Raw genomic sequence first — 16906 nt, forward strand, 5'->3', positions numbered from 1 at the left:
ACAAAGAAGGCCATACTTTACGATATGGCCTTAATAATTCAGAGCGGTTGGGGATCAGACAGTGAAGCTCTCACCACAACCACATTCATCTTTTTGGTTAGGATTAGTAAATTCAAAACCTTCGTTTAGGCCATTTTTTACGAAATCTAATTGTGTTCCGTCTAAATAAACTAAACTTTTTGCATCAACAATCACTTTAACGTCATTGTGTTCAAAGACTTCATCGCCTTCTTGCAACTCATCTACAAACTCAAGCACATAAGCTAAACCAGAGCAGCCTGTTGTTTTAACGCCTAAGCGCAAGCCTAAGCCTTTACCACGATTCGCTAAAAAGGTTCTTACTCGGTCTGCTGCTGCATCCGTTAAACTGATTGCCATTACTACTATCCCAACTCTTTTAAATCAAAAAATACAAACTACTACAATTATTGTGATGAAATTATTCGCCACGCTTTGACTTGTAGTCTTCGATTGCTGCTTTGATTGCATCTTCCGCTAAAATAGAACAGTGAATTTTCACTGGCGGTAATGCTAACTCTTCTGCAATCTCTGTATTGCTAAGTGCTTGAGCTTGTTCAATTGACTTACCTTTAACCCACTCAGTAACAAGTGAAGATGAAGCAATTGCAGAGCCACAGCCGTATGTTTTGAACTTAGCGTCTTCGATAATACCGTTGCTGTCGATTTTAAGTTGTAACTTCATTACGTCACCACATGCTGGTGCGCCAACCATACCTGTTGCTACGCTTGGATCATTCTTATCAAAAGAACCTACGTTACGTGGGTTTTCATAATGGTCGATTACTTTTTCGCTATAAGCCATTTTTAGCTCCTACACTGCAAGATGCAGTTTAATTTTGTTCAAGTTGGCGCTGAATTTAAAACCAACGCCATGTTGGTATTCTTAGTTCAATGAGCGACTAGTGCGCTGCCCATTCAATTTTTGATAAATCAACACCGTCTTTAAACATTTCCCAAAGCGGTGACATTTCGCGTAACTTATCAATTGAGTTATTTACCTGACCAATAACGTGGTCAATATCTTCTTCTGTTGTGAAACGTCCGATACTAAAACGAATTGAGCTATGCGCTAATTCATCAGATAAACCTAATGCTCTTAATACGTATGAAGGTTCTAAACTTGCCGATGTACATGCTGAACCTGAAGAAACGGCCATATCTTTAAGGGCCATGATCAAGCTTTCACCCTCAACAAAGTTAAAGCTCACGTTAAAGATACCTGGGTAACGCTGTTCCATGTCGCCGTTAATATAAGTCTCTTCAATATGCTTGATACCATTCCAAAGACGATCACGTAATTCGATAATGTGTTTCGTGTCTTTTTCCATGTCTTCTTTTGCAACACGAGCGGCTTCGCCCATGCCAACAATTTGGTGAACGGCTAGCGTACCTGAACGGAAACCACGTTCATGACCACCACCGTGCATTTGCGCCTCTAAACGAATACGAGGTTTACGACGCACATATAAGGCACCAATACCCTTAGGACCGTACATTTTGTGTGCTGAAAATGACATCAAGTCTACTTTCAATTCTGCTAAATCAATTGCAACTTTGCCTGCGCTCTGTGCTGCATCAACATGAAAGATGATTTTACGTTCGCGACACATTTCACCAATTTTTGCGATATCTTGCTTAACACCAATTTCATTATTGATGTGCATGATGCTAACTAATACTGTGTCATCACGCATTGTTTTTTCAAGAAGGTCTAAGTCGATAAGACCGTTTGGCAAAACGTCTAAGTAGGTAACTTCAAAACCTTGACGCTCTAGCTCACGACAGGTGTCTAATACGGCTTTATGCTCTGTCTTAGCAGTAATTACGTGCTTGCCTTTTTTAGAATAAAAGTTTGCGGCGCCTTTTATTGCTAGGTTATTTGATTCTGTTGCACCCGAAGTAAAAACGATTTCTCTTGGGTCTGCATTAACTAATTCAGCCACGTTGTTACGTGCGATATCAACCAATTCTTCTGCTTGCCAACCATAGCGGTGAGAACGAGATGCTGGATTTCCAAACGTACCATCCATTGTAAGACAGTTCATCATTTGCTCTGCAACACGCGGGTCTACTGGCGTTGTTGCTGCATAATCTAGATAAATAGGTAACTTCATTAATTTCTCCGCACTCTATTGTTTGCTTACAATAGTTAAAAAATTTATAGACTATCCGCGACAAAGCGAATTGAGGTGTTTTTCGAATCCTGACGCTCGGCAATGCGCTTAACATCTTTTTGATCAACTAACTCACCAAGGGTGATGTTACTTAAAAAACTTTCGATTCGATCACTTAGGTTTTCCCACAGCTTGTGAGTTAAGCAGCGAGAGCCACCTTGGCAATTTGCTTGGCCTGCACATTTAGTTGCATCCACGCTTTCATCAACAGCTGCTATTACTTCGTTAATAGAGATATCCGCGGCTTCTCTGCCTAAGAAATATCCACCACCTGGACCTCTAACACTATTTACAAGTTGGCTTTTACGAAGCTTGGCAAATAATTGTTCTAAGTACGACAGGGAAATCCCTTGGCGCTCAGAAATATCCATTAAAGGCACGGGACCATTAGACGCATGCAAAGCAACATCTAACATCGCGGTAACCGCATATCGACCTTTCGAAGATAGTTTCATTTAGAATCCTTAATTAGCCTGCTTAAAAACGCGCTACAGCCTGATTTACTTGGCTGCGCATTTTACAAACCTGAGTAAATTAGTCAAGTATTAATACCTGACTATTTTAGTAGGTTATTCACTAATTTCAATTTTAATATTGGAATAAAAGGCCTAAGTGTGTCCCGATATATTTCCAATAATATTTATCGTATTTAGTTCAGTGGTAGATTGTGTTGATATTAAATTGCTGGATCAAATCCTGCCATGCCAGCTTCGCGCTGTTTAGCTGCGGTTTGTTCCGCCTCTTTAAAATCGTCTTCAAGGTCAATTTCAGGCAAGGCTTTATCACACACATCGCCACCCATTTTGCATACTTCAGTACACAACGAAGCAATTTTTTCATCCATTATTGAAATATGATCGACCATCCGGCCAATGGCACTTGCAACAGGATCTGGATTGTCTGGAGAAACGGCATAGGCGTCAAATCCGTATTTTTCGGCTATTTTACTGCGCTTATCATGTTTCTCAGGCGCGGCTTTTGTAACAAGCCTGCCTGGAATGCCAACAACTGTTGCACCTTCTGGTACTTCTTTGACTACAACTGAATTTGAGCCAACTCGCGCATTTTTATTGATAACGATTGGACCTAATATTTTTGCGCCAGCACCAACAACAACACCGTCTTTTAAAGTAGGATGGCGTTTGCCACCATTCCAACTTGTCCCGCCTAAAGTGACACCATGATAAACCGTAACATCATCGCCAATTTCAGCGGTTTCTCCAATAACTACACCCATACCATGATCGATAAAAAAGCGTCGACCAATTGTAGCGCCCGGATGTATCTCAACACCGGTAATCCAACGAGCAATTGTGGAGATAAACCTTGCTAACCATTTCCAATCGGCGAGCCATAAGCGATGGCTAACTCTTTGCATCCAAATAGCGTGTAAGCCAGGATAATTGAAAAGAATCTCCATATTGCTACGCGCCGCTGGATCTCGGCTATACACACTTTTGATATCTTCTTTTATTCGCTCAAACATGGCTTTCTCTGTATGTTAGATTTTAGTCTTTGTTTTTTGTAATAGACGTCATGATGCCTCGAAGAATATTTAGCTCATGAGATTCAGGTCTTGCACGATTGAATAATCGACGCAGCTTTGTCATTACTTGGCCAGGATGCTGTTTCACTATAAACCCAGTTTTTGTTAACGCTTCCTCTAAATGAGAATAAAAGCCTTCTAACTGTTCACTGTTAGGATATTCAACATCGAGTGGTTCAAATTGACTTTGTTGTTCTTCAAGAAAGTTCATGCGAACTTCATAACTAATGGTCTGTACAGCCATGGCTAAGTTTAGTGAGCTGTAATCTGGATTAGCTGGAATATGCACATGGAACTGACATTGTTGAAGCTCTTCATTGGTTAAACCAGAGTTTTCGCGACCAAATACCAGTGCAACTTTATGTTGTTTTCCTTCGACTACGACTTTTTTGCCACACTCTCTTGGTTCAAGCATAGGCCAAGATAGTGTTCTTGAACGAGCGCTAGTCGCGATGGCTAAACCACAATCAGAAATAGCGTCTTTAAGTTCAGAAACAATTCTAGCGTTACCCAAAACATCGGTAGCACCGGCAGCAAGCGCCGAGGCATGACTGTCTGGCTCTTTTACAGGATCAACTAAGACTAAATCAGATAGCCCCATCGTTTTCATGGCTCGAGCCACAGAACCGATGTTGCCGGTGTGAGAGGTGTTTACTAGTACTATTCTAACGTTATCTAACATGATCTTTGATTCTACTTACAATTAGTCTCAGGGCTTGAATACGCGCGAGTTTAACACAAAGCATAGGAGAGATTAAAACACTGTCATTATATTTAAATGATAAAAGCCTGAAATTGAGTTATTTCAGGCTTGGATTGCGACTGTTGTACGGATTCAATACAACTAAAAACTATATTTGTTGTCGTTATTACACTATTTAATTGGTACTAGGATTTCATTTTTACGGTACATAGGTAGCGTCATTGGCCCATTGTAAGCTGCCGTGTAAGGCTTTCCTACAACGGTGTAGTCAGTTTTCTTCAACCAATCCAGTAATATTTTAGTATGTTTCTCTACGTTACTATCACTTAACGTCCAACTAAAAGTAATTGCGGCTACTTTATAGTTCTTAACTTCAGATACAATCACCTTGCTATTGTTAGGTGTAGGAGTAGTGGCATAAGTAAAGTCGGCTGGCATTACAAATGACATTGCGTTGCCTTGTAAGTTTTTAACCGCATCGTTGTTCATAAATACAGGGGCGGTCATCGCAATTTTTGTCCCCTGCTCTTTAATACCGGAAGCATTTTCTGATGCTTCATTACCCATGTAAACAGGTGCGGTCATCGCAATTTCTTTTTGTCCTTTATTGTCGCCAGCGATATAGTTAAATAAGCGTCGAAAGGCGCTATTTCTTCCACCATCATCCATACTTGTTGAGACCAAAACCATTGATTTATATTCACGGATTTCAAGCTGAGTTTCACTTTTGGAATCAATATCTGTTTTTATTAAATCATATGGCGCTGATTCAACTCCGGCTTCACCCACAATGGAACATCCTGCTAAAAATGCCATCGTTATTGCGGTAAGTAGTTTTTTCACTATATTTTCTGCCTCGATTATTCATTTATTTATAGACGGCTGTCGCTCATCGCGTTTGTAACAGGCGTTAGTACGAGGCAAGCTACTAAAAGTATCAACTTTTTATGATAAATCTGTTCTCATTTTTTGAAATCCAACCCATCCGGCCATCGCGCTAACACTAGTCAGAAATATTCCCCAAGCCCAATCAATCATCATGATAAATAAAGAAAAGCCTTCAATAATGCTATAGTTTGTTAAATTATATGCGCCGTAACTGGCCAAGCCTAATAGTGCGCCATCAATTCCTGCGTAATAAAAAGGCTTATCTCTATTGGCGACAACAGCTAATACGAAGGTCACACCGCCATATAAAAAATAAAACACTAACCATGGCCATACAATAAAGTCTGTTCTCATTAATTTCTGCATTTCTTGCTGATACCAATCCCCCGATATCGCACTAAACCAAATTAAGTCTAAAAGACCAAAACAAAGCAATATCGCAATCATAGATACAACAATACTTGATAAAAATCCGACGATATTGTCTCGCATTTACTTTTACTCCATGTTTAAAAGTGACACGTTTTCAATTACTGACTTCCCGTAAGGAGTAAGTCAGTTTATAGGATCAAAAAAGGCACAATATATGTGCCTTTTTATTCTTACTTAAATAAGTTAGCGAGCGCAATGCCTGAAGCTTCACTCGCTATTATATTCAAATATTAAACCGCTTTTTGAATAATAACTTTTTCAGCTTTATCCGTATATTGCGTCATCTTATGGAAGTTCAGGTAACGGTATGTATCCGCAGCCGTCGTATCGATATGCTTCGCGTATTCCATGTACTCTGCAACTGTTGGGATTTTACCCATGATTGCACCAGCCGCTGCTAGCTCAGCAGACGTTAGGTATACATTTGCACCTGTACCTAGACGGTTCGGGAAGTTACGAGTAGAAGTAGAAAGTACCGTAGCACCATCTGCAACACGCGCTTGGTTACCCATACATAGTGAACAACCAGGAGTTTCAATACGAACCCCAGCTTTACCATATGTGAAGTAGTAACCTTCTTCTGTTAACTGGTCACGGTCCATCTTAGTTGGTGGAGCAACCCAAGTACGAGTTGGCAATACACCGCCAAAGTTAGCCATTAATTTACCAGCAGCACGGAAGTGGCCAATGTTGGTCATACAAGAACCAATGAACACTTCATCAATGCTAGTACCAGCAACATCAGACAACAGTTTCGCATCATCTGGGTCATTTGGACAACAAACAATAGGCTCTTTAATATCGTTAAGATCGATTTCTAGCACGTGTGCGTATTCTGCATCAGCGTCCGCTTCCATCAATGACGGGTTGTCTAACCACTCTTGCATTGCGTTGATACGACGTTCGATAGTACGTACATCACCGTAACCTTCAGAGATCATCCACTTAAGCATAACAATGTTAGAGTTTAAGTACTCAGCAACCGCTTCTTCGTCCATCTTGATTGAACAACCAGCAGCAGAACGTTCAGCAGATGCGTCAGATAATTCAAATGCTTGCTCAACTGTTAAGCCTTTAAGGCCTTCAATTTCAAGTACACGGCCAGAGAATTCGTTTACTTTACCTGCTTTAGCAACAGTAAGTAGACCTTCTTTAATTCCGTAGTAAGGGATTGCATGAACTAGGTCACGTAACGTGATACCAGGTTGCATTTCACCTTTAAAACGAACCAATACTGACTCAGGCATATCAAGAGGCATAACACCTGTTGCTGCAGCAAATGCCACTAGACCAGAACCGGCAGGGAAAGAAATACCAAGAGGGAAACGAGTATGTGAATCACCACCAGTACCAACTGTATCTGGCAACAACATACGGTTTAACCATGAGTGAATAACACCGTCACCTGGACGAAGTGATACACCGCCACGGTTCATGATGAAGTCTGGTAATGTATGATGCGTGTTAACATCAACTGGCTTAGGATAAGCAGATGTGTGACAGAAAGACTGCATTGTTAAATCAGCTTGGAAACCAAGACATGCAAGATCTTTAAGTTCGTCACGAGTCATAGGACCTGTTGTGTCCTGTGAACCAACCGTAGTCATCTTAGGCTCACAGTATTGACCAGCGCGAACGCCTTCAACACCACAAGCTTTACCAACCATTTTTTGAGCTAGCGTGTAACCTTTTGTAGATTCCGCTGTATCAGTTGGTAATGCAAAAATATCTGTCGCTTCAAGACCTAATACTTCACGAGCACGTGTTGTTAAACCACGACCGATGATTAGAGGGATACGACCACCAGCACGAACTTCATCTAATAACACTTTTGATAATTCAAAAGTAGAGATTACTTCGTCAGTACCAGAGCGTTTTACAACGCCTTCATATGGGTAAATGTCGATTACATCGCCCATTTCCATTTTTTGAACGTCTAATTCAATCGGTAGTGCACCCGAGTCTTCCATTGTGTTGTAGAAGATTGGAGCGATTTTACCGCCTAAACAAACACCACCAGCACGTTTGTTTGGTACATGAGGGATATCATCACCCATGAACCATAACACTGAGTTAGTTGCTGACTTACGAGAAGAACCAGTACCAACAACGTCACCAACGTAAGCTAATGGAATACCGTCTTCTTGAAGTTGTTTAATTTGTTTAATTGGACCGATAGTGCCAGGCTGATCAGGATTAATACCTTCACGTTCCATTTTCAACATTGCTGTTGCGTGTAATGGAATGTCCGGACGAGACCATGCATCTGGTGCTGGAGATAGGTCATCAGTGTTTGTTTCGCCAGTTACTTTAAATACTTTAACTGTGATTTTTTCTGCAACTTTTGGCTTATTTAGGAACCATTCTGCATTTGCCCAAGACTCTAAAACGGCTTTTGCTGTTTCATTGCCAGCATCCGCTTTGTCTTTAACATCGAAGAAAGCGTCAAACATTAATAATGTTTTCTTAAGACCCGTCGCTGCTGTTTCTGCAAGTTCTGCATTATCTAGCAAGTCAATCATTGGCTGGATATTGTAACCACCTAGCATTGTTCCTAATAACTCAGTCGCTTTGTCAGCGCTAAGGATTGGAGAACTAGCTTCACCTTTTGCAACAGCGGCTAAAAAGCCCGCTTTAACATATGCTGCATCGTCAACACCTGGAGGCACGCGATTTGATAAAAGGTCTAAAATGAATTCTTCTTCGCCTGCAGGCGGGTTTTTAATTAGCTCAACTAAGTCAGCTACTTGAGCTGCATCTAGTGGCTTAGGAACGATACCTTCGGCGGCACGTTCTTCAACATGTTTACGATATTCTTGAAGCACAGTTATGTCCTCTTGTTATATATAGGTGTTACTTCGCACAAAGTAACTATAGACATGAATGTCAGAAAGCGGGTAATTATAGAGACTGGAACTGCTAAAAGGAATAACCTGAATGATATTTAACTATATTTTCAATATAAATATGCGTGATATAGCGACAAGTTAAATTGCCACTCTGCTTCAACTCCAAATTAGACAGGGCATAGCGACGTTTTTAATGTTTACTTTTGAATCATACACTTGCTGAAAAAACATACGAAAGTTTAATCAAATACTGAGTAAAAAGGCATTGTAAATACAAATACCCGAATAGATGTCGATAATGAACTCACTTTAGCTATGTTTGACTGTATTTTAGTGTGGTATAAAAGAACCAATTTTTGTTTATATCATGACTGAGGAATGTTTGTGTCTGAATGGATGACCATATTACCGCCACTATTAGCGGTTGTTGTAGTGCTTTGGAAAAAAGAAGTAATCTTAGCGCTTCTTGTTGCCATATTTTGTTCTGAGTTATTGCTAATACTTGGATCAGAAGGTTTGCAGCCAGCTTTGACTGAATTTTCAATCGCCAGCGTAGAGCGTGTAATTGGCGTCTTTGGCTCACCGGACAATACTCGAATATTAACTTTTTCAATGTTAGTGGGCGCTTTACTAGGTTTTATGCGTTATTCAGGTGGCGTGACGGCAACCGTTGAGTTCCTTATCAAAAAGGGCATTAGCGGTACAGCTCGTCGAGCTAGAATGTTACCGTTTTTAACCGGTGTAGTGATTTTTATAGAGTCCAATTTATCAGTATTAATGTCAGGCATTATCTCTCGAGGACTGTTTGACAAATTCAACATGAGTCGAGCTCGACTTGCATATATCATCGACAGTACAAGTGCACCTATTTGTATATTAATTTTGATGAATGGCTGGGGAGCCTATGTGCTTGGATTAGTAAGCAGTTACGAACTTGAACAATCAGCTGTATCCACTCTAATCCAAACAATCCCGCTTAATTTTTATGCGTTAATTACCATTGCTATTGTGCTGTACACCATTATTGCTGATAAAACTCACGGGCCAATGAAAGAAGCCGAAGCAAATCCTAAGCAAGCATTAGAAACCACAGACATAGAAATAAAAGCCTCAAAACCTCGCTTTATGTTAATTCCATTATTTACTATGTCTGTATCTATGGTTGGATTTATGTTTTGGACTGGCAATGGCAGTTTTACCGACGGTTCAGGCTCTCGTTCCGTACTTTATGCTACCGCACTAGCTGCTTTAGTAGCGTATGTGATGATGATCACAAGCGGTCGTTTTACCCACAAAAAAATGACAGAAATCAGCTTTAAAGGCATGAATGAATTACTACCTTTAGTGGTAATTGTTTTGTTCTCATTAGCGTTAGGTGCAAGTTTGAAAGAACTAGGTACTGGTAAGTTTATCGCTGGCATTGTTGCAGGTAATATCCCATTGTTTTTGATTCCTGCGCTTATTTTTGTCGCTGGGGGCTTGATGTCTTTCTCCACCGGCACATCTTGGGGGACGTTTGCGCTGTTAATTCCAATTGGAATGCCACTGGTTGTTGAGCTTGGTTTACCAGCGCCGTTGATTCTATCTGCAATATTAGGTGGCGGCATTTTTGGCGATCACTGCTCACCTATTTCTGATACAACTGCTGTATCGGCGGTTGCTTCAGGCTGTGATTTGCTAGAGCACGTAAAAACTCAATTGCCTTACGCTCTTACCGCAGGTGGCTTAACGGTTGTATTTTATATTATTGCCGGTCTGGTAATGTAACCATATGAGGCGCTAACTACCGTTAACAGTGGTTAGTGCCTAATTCATTCTCAATTAAACCTACGACTTTCCTGCCTTTTCGCCCGCACTAATTGTCCTGACGGGTAACCTACCGCTTGGCTTAATCAAGCCAAACAGCTGCTTAGCAATACTTTCATAGGCTTCACCTTTTATGCTGCTGTTGCTGTTTACGCTGTTACCTTTAGTGTCAGATTGATGTGAGTTAGATTGGAAATAAACATTGTAATTGTAGGTCGATATTACAGAATCAGCGTCTGATTGAAAGTTTTCCGTCTCGTACGGAGCTCTGAGACTAATAAAAATAGTTTGCATTCCATGTGCGTTAGCTAGGTTAAACAAAGCTTTATGTCGCTGAGCTAATTGAACGCTCGATTTAGTACGCAATTGTTGTCTTTCCATTTGATCAACCCCCACCATTTCATAAGGTGACTGTTTAGGTGCTATTGAACCAATCACTAACCCATCAAAGTTTACTGTGTGACTACTAAATTTAGCTTTACTGTTGGTGTTTTTTTTATAACTTTTAGTATGTTCCGTTTGACTTAATATGCCTTCTAAAGAGTCATTAGCACTTGATTCGATGTCTGTTAGGGAAGACTCAGACAAGCAGGTCAATTCAACTTGCTTTACTTGAGGGTTCTTTGACTTTTTCAGCACCATAGCTTCAGAAACAGCGTTTGAAAACGCCTGGCATTTTCCAGTATCCGGCATGATGGCCAAAAGCCTATAGAGCCTATTGTCGGTGTTTTTGTTAGTTTTATGACGATAGATAGCTAAATGCCCGTTACCTTTTAAAACGGTAAGACTTTTATCAGATAACGATTGATGAAGCGCTTTGTTTTTATCTTGAAATGCTATTTCAGCACTTTTAGAAACAGGACCGTCAAACTGATGTTTAATGGCAGATTTTAATTTTGCTTTTGTCTTCAAAATAGATTGATACGAAGACCATAACTCTTGTTTGTTAATATCGCCGGCCAATACTTTGTCTTTTAATTTGGCTAATAAACGAGTAAACGCTTTTATTTGCGATGGGCTATCAATCACCATTGGCATCAATGCAATATCAACCCCTGCGTTAAAGGTTTCAATTAAAGCCTGCTCCGCGGTAAAATGCTTGGCTATTGCCCCCATATCTAATGCATCAGAAACCACTAACCCTCTAAATTTATATTCTTTTTTAAGCAAGTCGGTAATGATTTTTCTGGAAAGTGTGGCTGGCCGAGTAATTTGCAAACCTGACTTCGAGGTTAACTGGCTGCTGTCTAATGCTGGAAATTGAATGTGGGCAGACATAATAAAATCCACCGCATTTGTTTCACTTAAAAAACGAAATGGCAATAACTCTACCTTTTCTAATTTTTGACGCGGAGATCTCACCGCTGACAATCCAGAATGACTGTCTATTGATGTATTTCCGTGACCTGGAAAGTGTTTCGCTGTTGTTAATATATTTGCACTTCGCATGCCTTCGGACATGGCCTGCCCTAACGTTCCCACCACTACTGAATCATCACCAAAAGAACGGACATTTATTACTGGGTTGTTGGGATTATTATTAACATCAACGTTGGGAGCAAAATTTAGATTAAAACCTAAATCATACAACTGTTGACCGATAGCTTGCCCAACAGCGTTGGCATAGTGTGTTTTGTATGAATGATATGTGGCGCCAATAGCCATGTTTCCGGAAAATGCGGCGTACTCAGCTCTAGGTAAACGGGCAACACGACCACCTTCTTGATCAATACCAATAAACAAAGGCAAACCCGAATTAGACGCCGCCAATTGCAACTGTTTGTTCAACTCGGTGACTTGTAGTGTATCTTGTATATTTTCTGAAAAGAGAATAACCCCGCCAATTTGTGACTCTTCAATAAAATGCTTTAGCTCTTGGTTTAATGCAGTTAAAGGGGCTTGGCAAATTTGTTTATCTGCAGCACTCTTTGCTCTTGTATCACGCTGAGTTTGGTCGCAATAAAACCGGAAATCCAACATCATCTTTTGAGCTAAAGCAATATCAATCCAATCGTTTGTCTTTGGCATAACAGGCAAAGTTTGAGGTAACTCTGTAGCATTAACCCTATAAATTGAGCCAAACAATAGAATAAGTATGATGAACAAAAAGTTATTTTTAATCTGCACTGTATTTACGTTTCCAGTCTCATGTTTTTTTAGTACATTGTTGTTGCACAACAGGATACCATTTTTATGAAATTTATCATCGGCATAGACGGCGGCGGCACAAAAACCGTCGGACAAATAGTTAATCTCTCTAATTTCCAAAGCTTTACTGCTACAACGGGTCCTAGCTCTCTTTCTCAAGGTGTTGATAAAGCATCAGAAACATTATCGCAACTGATCATCAATCTTATTCAGCAAGCTGATACCAATAGCAATAACGTTCGCATTGCAATTGGCGTAGCTGGCGCTGGTAATACAAGGTTAGTTGACAGGTGCCACGAGTACCTCGTTCGCCAAACCGGTATAAACTCTATTGTAATTGTAGAAGACTGTGAGACCGCTCTTTTGGGAGCAAAATGTGAGTCCCTCATCAACAGCAACGCTGGTTCTGACTTTAGTACGTTTGTGCTTAAGCTCAAACAGTTACAATCGGATAATGATAAAGCTCCGCAAGCTAATGACGTAGCGTTAATTACGTTAGGCACTGGCTCTTTTGTGGCACATTCAGACAATAATAAAAACATGTTTTCTGGCGGTTGGGGGTTTCCAATCGGCGATGAAGGAAGTGGCGCCAAACTGGGTTTCTACTTAGTTAATCACTTTTTAAAAATGTGGGATGTCAATCAAGTTCACGGTACTGAGTTAAATAAACTGAACCAAGATCCCTTATATACCAGACTAGCGATGCAACTAGGAGCTACGAAAGATCAACTTTTACAATGGTTGTCAGAGGCATCGCAATCAGACTTTGCTAGCCTCGCTCCTGCTGTTTTTGAATATGCCTCGTCATCTAAATTAGCAGCGCTCGCCATACGCCAGCATTTGAGTGATGTGGTTGACCTACTGAATAGTATTAAAAGTTCGAAAATATTCTTTACGGGTGGTCTGGCAAGCTCAACCCTTGAGCATTTATTAGCAAATGACTTAATTCCGAACATCGCCCAACGTATTAAGCTAATTGACAGCCCAAGTTTAATGGGCGCGCTCTCAATGGCAGACAGCTTAAGTGATGTAAATGTTGAATCGCCTCAAACGGTGGAAAAAGTTAATAGCAGTTTAACATCGCTAGACAAGCTTGTATCAGAACAACGAAATTCAGCTTCCACTCAACTAGATTTAATGAGTAGCCACCAAATTGTAGCCTTAATGAATGATCAAGATAGTATCGTGCCACGAGCAATACAGGCTGTTTCAGAACATATCGCAGAGGCTATTGATACAATCACCCATTCATTAAATAACGGTGGGCGATTAATTTATATGGGGGCAGGAACCAGTGGCCGTTTAGGCGTGCTTGATGCCGTAGAATGCCCGCCCACCTTTAGCACGGATCCCAATACTGTGATTGGTTTGTTAGCAGGAGGCCAAGGCGCGATGTTTAAAGCCGTCGAAGGTGCAGAAGATAGCGCAGAACTTGGCCAACAAGATCTTGTTGATTTAAATCTTACTAATATTGATGTTGTGGTTGGTATAGCGGCTAGCGGTCGCACGCCTTATGTTATAGGCGGATTAAATTATGCCAAATCACTAGGCTGCAAAACTGTCAGTGTTACTTGTAACCCAATCGCTGCTATTAATGACATTGCTGACATTCCCATTGCTGTTAATTTAGGACCTGAAATATTGTCAGGTTCAACTAGGTTAAAAGCAGGTAGCGCGCAAAAAATGATCCTAAATATGTTGAGCACTGGCGCTATGGTGCAGCTGGGTAAATGTTATGAAAACCTCATGGTCGACGTTAAGGCGAGTAACCACAAACTTGTGAAACGAGCCTGCCGTATCATTGAGCAGGCCTGTGATATCTCTTTTGAGCAAGCCGAACAGCTATTAGCTGACGCTCAGAACAATGTGAAACTGGCCATTTTGATGCAAAAATCAGGCTTAGGCGAAGCACAAGCAGCGCAATATCTTGCCAATCATAAGGGCTTTTTAAGACGCGCACTGAATAATTTATAACATGCAATTGTGCTTAATAGGCCCGGATACTTATGTGCTTGGATATTTATGCACTTAAATACTTATGTGCTTAACTACCTAAATTCTTTAAGAGTTTTAGTTTTTGAGACTTTGAGACTTTGAGACTTTGAGACTTAGGCACCTAGTACTTAGTTAATGAAAATAACAACAAAAAGGAGCGTGTTCGTGAAGCTATGGGGATTTGTTGTCTGTGCCATTTGGTTTTTCTTATACAGTTGGCCTGTTGAAAGTCGAGCTGAGCAAGCACATGCAATACAGGTTGGAGCAGAACAACTTGAGGCTTACTTACCATTACTGCAAGGAAAGCGCGTTGGGCTGGTTGCTAATCAAACGTCCGTTGCATTTGAAATAAATATTGAAGTTGATGCAAGTGATGACTTTAGTAATGGCGAGCCTCAGCATAAAAAACGTATTCAAGATAAAAACATTCATTTACTCGATTTACTGCTTAAAAATAATATTAACGTTACTCACGTTTTTGCTCCAGAACATGGCGTCAGGGGCGACCACAGCGACGGCGAAATTGTTAAATCCTCAGTTGATGCTAAAACCGGTATTCCCTTAGTTTCTATATACGGAAAAAACAAACGGCCACCTAACCAAATTATTGCAGAGCTTGATGTTATCGTTTACGACATTCAAGATGTTGGCGCTCGATTTTATACATATATCAATAGTATGTTTTACATGATGCAAGCAGCACAGCAACAGGGCATTGCTTTTGTTGTGCTCGACCGACCAAACCCTCACCTTCAAAAAGTGGATGGTCCAATGCTTGATCCTAAGTTTAGATCCTTTGTTGGATTATTACCGGTTCCTATGGTTTATGGCTTAACCTCTGGAGAACTGGCAAAAATGATAGTAGGAGAGAATTGGCTAAATACGATCCAACCAATCGCGGGTCAGGCCGCATCAACGCCACTAGAGCTCACCGTGATCCCAGTTAAACACTACCACCGTTCATCAAATTATCATCTACCCATTCCGCCAAGCCCTAACTTGCCTAATACGCAGGCGGTGACGTTATACCCATCGTTAGTCCTTTTTGAAGCAACCACCGTAAGCATAGGTAGAGGCACTCAAAAACCGTTTCAAGTCATTGGCCACCCTGAGCTATTCATCGGTGATTATTCTTTTACACCACGTTCGATTCCTGGCGTATCTAAATACCCGAAGTGGGAAAATACGACGCTAACCGGAACTGCCCTTTCATTGCAAAGTTTTGTTGAGAACAGCTACTACGATTCCATTCTTAATCTTAGTTTTTTATATCAATGGAACCAGTTGTTTATGGAAACGCTAGACACAAGCGACGGTCAATCAAAGCCCAAACACATCTTCATTGATAGGCCTGAGTTTTTTGATAAATTGGCAGGCACAGATCAACTGAGAAAGGATTTGCAGAGTAATAAAACTCTCAGCGACATTCGGAAAAAATGGCAGCCAGGACTAAATCAGTTTTTAAAAGACCGTCAGCCCTATTTAATTTATCAATAGTCTTTTGTTCAAATTAACGAAGCCAAGATTAGGTATTACTATGCTAAATATTGTTGTATTAACAAATATGGACGTTTCCGCACACTATGCCTTAAGCCTTTTGTTACCCGCTATTGATAGTCACGATGTGCACATTTTTAAATCCAGTAAAGTCGGGGGAACCAATAATTTACCGAGTGCACTGTTAGATCTCGCTCAGTTTGAAACAAAACTACTTCAATCACCCGAGTTCAAAGACAGCCCTCTTCACTCTGCAAAATTACTCGACCATATCAACTCGCCAGAGGGCCTAAAACAACTCTCAACACTAAAACCCGATGTGATTTTATCTATCCGATTTGGCAAAATATTGAGAGACCCAATAATAAAGCTGCCTAAGTTTGGTGTGTTAAATTTGCACTCAGGATTACTGCCTGAATTTAAGGGAGTAATGGCGACGTTTTGGGCAATGCTAGATACAGCAAAAGCAATTAGCGTAGACTCACCTCGTGAGCCCAAACAACCACTTATTGGGGCAACAATCCATAGTATTGACGATGCTTCAATTGATACCGGCCAAATCATTACTCGCATACCCATTGAACTCGTAAATTCAAAGTCATACTGGTGGAATGTTTTAAATGTATATAAGCAAAGTGTTCCAGAATTAGTAAAATCAATTCAAACTATTGAAATTGGAGGGCCACTTGTTGGTCAACCTCAAACTAACGCAGGGAATTACTTTAGCTACCCAACAGAAGAAAGCATCTTAGCCTTCCATAAAAAAGGGCTCAAACTTTTTGAACCCTCTGATCTTAGTGACTTTCTAACGAAACACTTGGCTGACAAAAATTAAACTTAATTCAAT

Annotated in this window: 14 protein-coding genes; 4 read left to right on the plus strand and 10 right to left on the minus strand. The window is 40.5% G+C overall.

Features of this window, described 5'->3' with window-relative positions:
- Positions 1 to 54: 54 nt before the first annotated feature.
- The 9 genes from iscA to acnB all read right to left on the minus strand — a co-directional run bounded on the left by iscA (position 55) and on the right by acnB (position 8589).
- On the minus strand, positions 55 to 378 hold the full coding sequence (gene iscA, locus ACZ1GV_RS09740) for an iron-sulfur cluster assembly protein IscA (protein WP_210561826.1): 324 nt from the start codon (positions 376 to 378) through the stop codon (positions 55 to 57).
- Between the two features lie 61 nt (positions 379 to 439).
- On the minus strand, positions 440 to 823 hold the full coding sequence (gene iscU / locus ACZ1GV_RS09745; RefSeq protein WP_472673996.1) for a Fe-S cluster assembly scaffold IscU: 384 nt from the start codon (positions 821 to 823) through the stop codon (positions 440 to 442).
- 97 nt (positions 824 to 920) lie between these two features.
- Complete coding sequence (locus ACZ1GV_RS09750; protein WP_472673997.1) at positions 921 to 2135, minus strand: IscS subfamily cysteine desulfurase; 1215 nt, start codon at positions 2133 to 2135, stop codon at positions 921 to 923.
- Positions 2136 to 2179: 44 nt separating this feature from the next.
- Entirely contained in the window at positions 2180 to 2650 is a 471-nt protein-coding gene (gene iscR / locus ACZ1GV_RS09755) for a Fe-S cluster assembly transcriptional regulator IscR (protein WP_210561814.1), read from the minus strand.
- A 221-nt stretch (positions 2651 to 2871) separates the two neighbouring features.
- Positions 2872 to 3681 carry a serine O-acetyltransferase gene (gene cysE, locus ACZ1GV_RS09760; protein ID WP_472673998.1) on the minus strand — a complete coding sequence of 270 codons (810 nt, stop codon included), beginning with the start codon at positions 3679 to 3681 and terminating at the stop codon, positions 2872 to 2874.
- Positions 3682 to 3703: 22 nt separating this feature from the next.
- Positions 3704 to 4426: a tRNA (cytosine(32)/uridine(32)-2'-O)-methyltransferase TrmJ gene (trmJ, locus tag ACZ1GV_RS09765; RefSeq protein WP_210562374.1), complete on the minus strand. Its 723-nt coding sequence runs from the start codon at positions 4424 to 4426 to the stop codon at positions 3704 to 3706.
- Between the two features lie 189 nt (positions 4427 to 4615).
- Positions 4616 to 5287 (minus strand): SOUL family heme-binding protein, encoded by a 672-nt coding sequence (locus ACZ1GV_RS09770; protein WP_472673999.1) that lies wholly within the window; start codon positions 5285 to 5287, stop codon positions 4616 to 4618.
- Between the two features lie 102 nt (positions 5288 to 5389).
- The gene (locus ACZ1GV_RS09775) at positions 5390 to 5824 is read right to left on the minus strand and encodes a DUF2177 family protein (RefSeq protein WP_472674000.1); all 435 of its coding nucleotides are present in this window, start codon (positions 5822 to 5824) and stop codon (positions 5390 to 5392) included.
- A 170-nt stretch (positions 5825 to 5994) separates the two neighbouring features.
- Positions 5995 to 8589, minus strand: a complete 2595-nt coding sequence (gene acnB / locus ACZ1GV_RS09780) for a bifunctional aconitate hydratase 2/2-methylisocitrate dehydratase (RefSeq protein WP_472674001.1) — start codon at positions 8587 to 8589, stop codon at positions 5995 to 5997.
- A gap of 420 nt (positions 8590 to 9009) precedes the next feature.
- Here acnB and ACZ1GV_RS09785 point away from each other — a divergent pair, with 420 nt between their 5' ends.
- Positions 9010 to 10380 carry a Na+/H+ antiporter NhaC family protein gene (locus ACZ1GV_RS09785; RefSeq protein WP_472675884.1) on the plus strand — a complete coding sequence of 457 codons (1371 nt, stop codon included), beginning with the start codon at positions 9010 to 9012 and terminating at the stop codon, positions 10378 to 10380.
- 60 nt (positions 10381 to 10440) lie between these two features.
- Here the strand turns inward: ACZ1GV_RS09785 and ACZ1GV_RS09790 are convergent, their stop codons facing one another.
- Positions 10441 to 12546 (minus strand): glycoside hydrolase family 3 N-terminal domain-containing protein, encoded by a 2106-nt coding sequence (locus ACZ1GV_RS09790; RefSeq protein ID WP_472674002.1) that lies wholly within the window; start codon positions 12544 to 12546, stop codon positions 10441 to 10443.
- A 66-nt stretch (positions 12547 to 12612) separates the two neighbouring features.
- On the opposite strand from ACZ1GV_RS09790, the gene murQ reads away from it, so the two are divergent.
- The 3 genes from murQ to ACZ1GV_RS09805 all read left to right on the plus strand — a co-directional run bounded on the left by murQ (position 12613) and on the right by ACZ1GV_RS09805 (position 16894).
- Positions 12613 to 14541, plus strand: coding sequence for an N-acetylmuramic acid 6-phosphate etherase (murQ, locus tag ACZ1GV_RS09795; protein ID WP_472674003.1), 1929 nt, complete (start codon positions 12613 to 12615; stop codon positions 14539 to 14541).
- 186 nt (positions 14542 to 14727) lie between these two features.
- A complete protein-coding gene (locus ACZ1GV_RS09800; protein WP_472674004.1) occupies positions 14728 to 16059 on the plus strand; it encodes an exo-beta-N-acetylmuramidase NamZ family protein in 1332 nt (443 codons plus the stop codon).
- A 40-nt stretch (positions 16060 to 16099) separates the two neighbouring features.
- Entirely contained in the window at positions 16100 to 16894 is a 795-nt protein-coding gene (locus ACZ1GV_RS09805; protein WP_472674005.1) for a formyl transferase, read from the plus strand.
- Positions 16895 to 16906 lie beyond the last annotated feature (12 nt).

This window comes from Psychrosphaera sp. HA2-10, from assembly GCF_055693745.1.

Excerpts from the sequence above, each read along its gene's own strand:
- murQ (WP_472674003.1), top strand. The coding sequence starts at position 12,613 with ATGAAATTTATCATCGGCATAGACGGCGGCGGCACAAAAACCGTCGGA.
- iscA (WP_210561826.1), bottom strand. The coding sequence starts at position 378 with ATGGCAATCAGTTTAACGGATGCAGCAGCAGACCGAGTAAGAACCTTT.
- ACZ1GV_RS09775 (WP_472674000.1), bottom strand. The coding sequence starts at position 5,824 with ATGCGAGACAATATCGTCGGATTTTTATCAAGTATTGTTGTATCTATG.
- ACZ1GV_RS09785 (WP_472675884.1), top strand. The coding sequence starts at position 9,010 with ATGACCATATTACCGCCACTATTAGCGGTTGTTGTAGTGCTTTGGAAA.
- ACZ1GV_RS09750 (WP_472673997.1), bottom strand. The coding sequence starts at position 2,135 with ATGAAGTTACCTATTTATCTAGATTATGCAGCAACAACGCCAGTAGAC.
- ACZ1GV_RS09805 (WP_472674005.1), top strand. The coding sequence starts at position 16,100 with ATGCTAAATATTGTTGTATTAACAAATATGGACGTTTCCGCACACTAT.
- iscU (WP_472673996.1), bottom strand. The coding sequence starts at position 823 with ATGGCTTATAGCGAAAAAGTAATCGACCATTATGAAAACCCACGTAAC.
- cysE (WP_472673998.1), bottom strand. The coding sequence starts at position 3,681 with ATGTTTGAGCGAATAAAAGAAGATATCAAAAGTGTGTATAGCCGAGAT.
- iscR (WP_210561814.1), bottom strand. The coding sequence starts at position 2,650 with ATGAAACTATCTTCGAAAGGTCGATATGCGGTTACCGCGATGTTAGAT.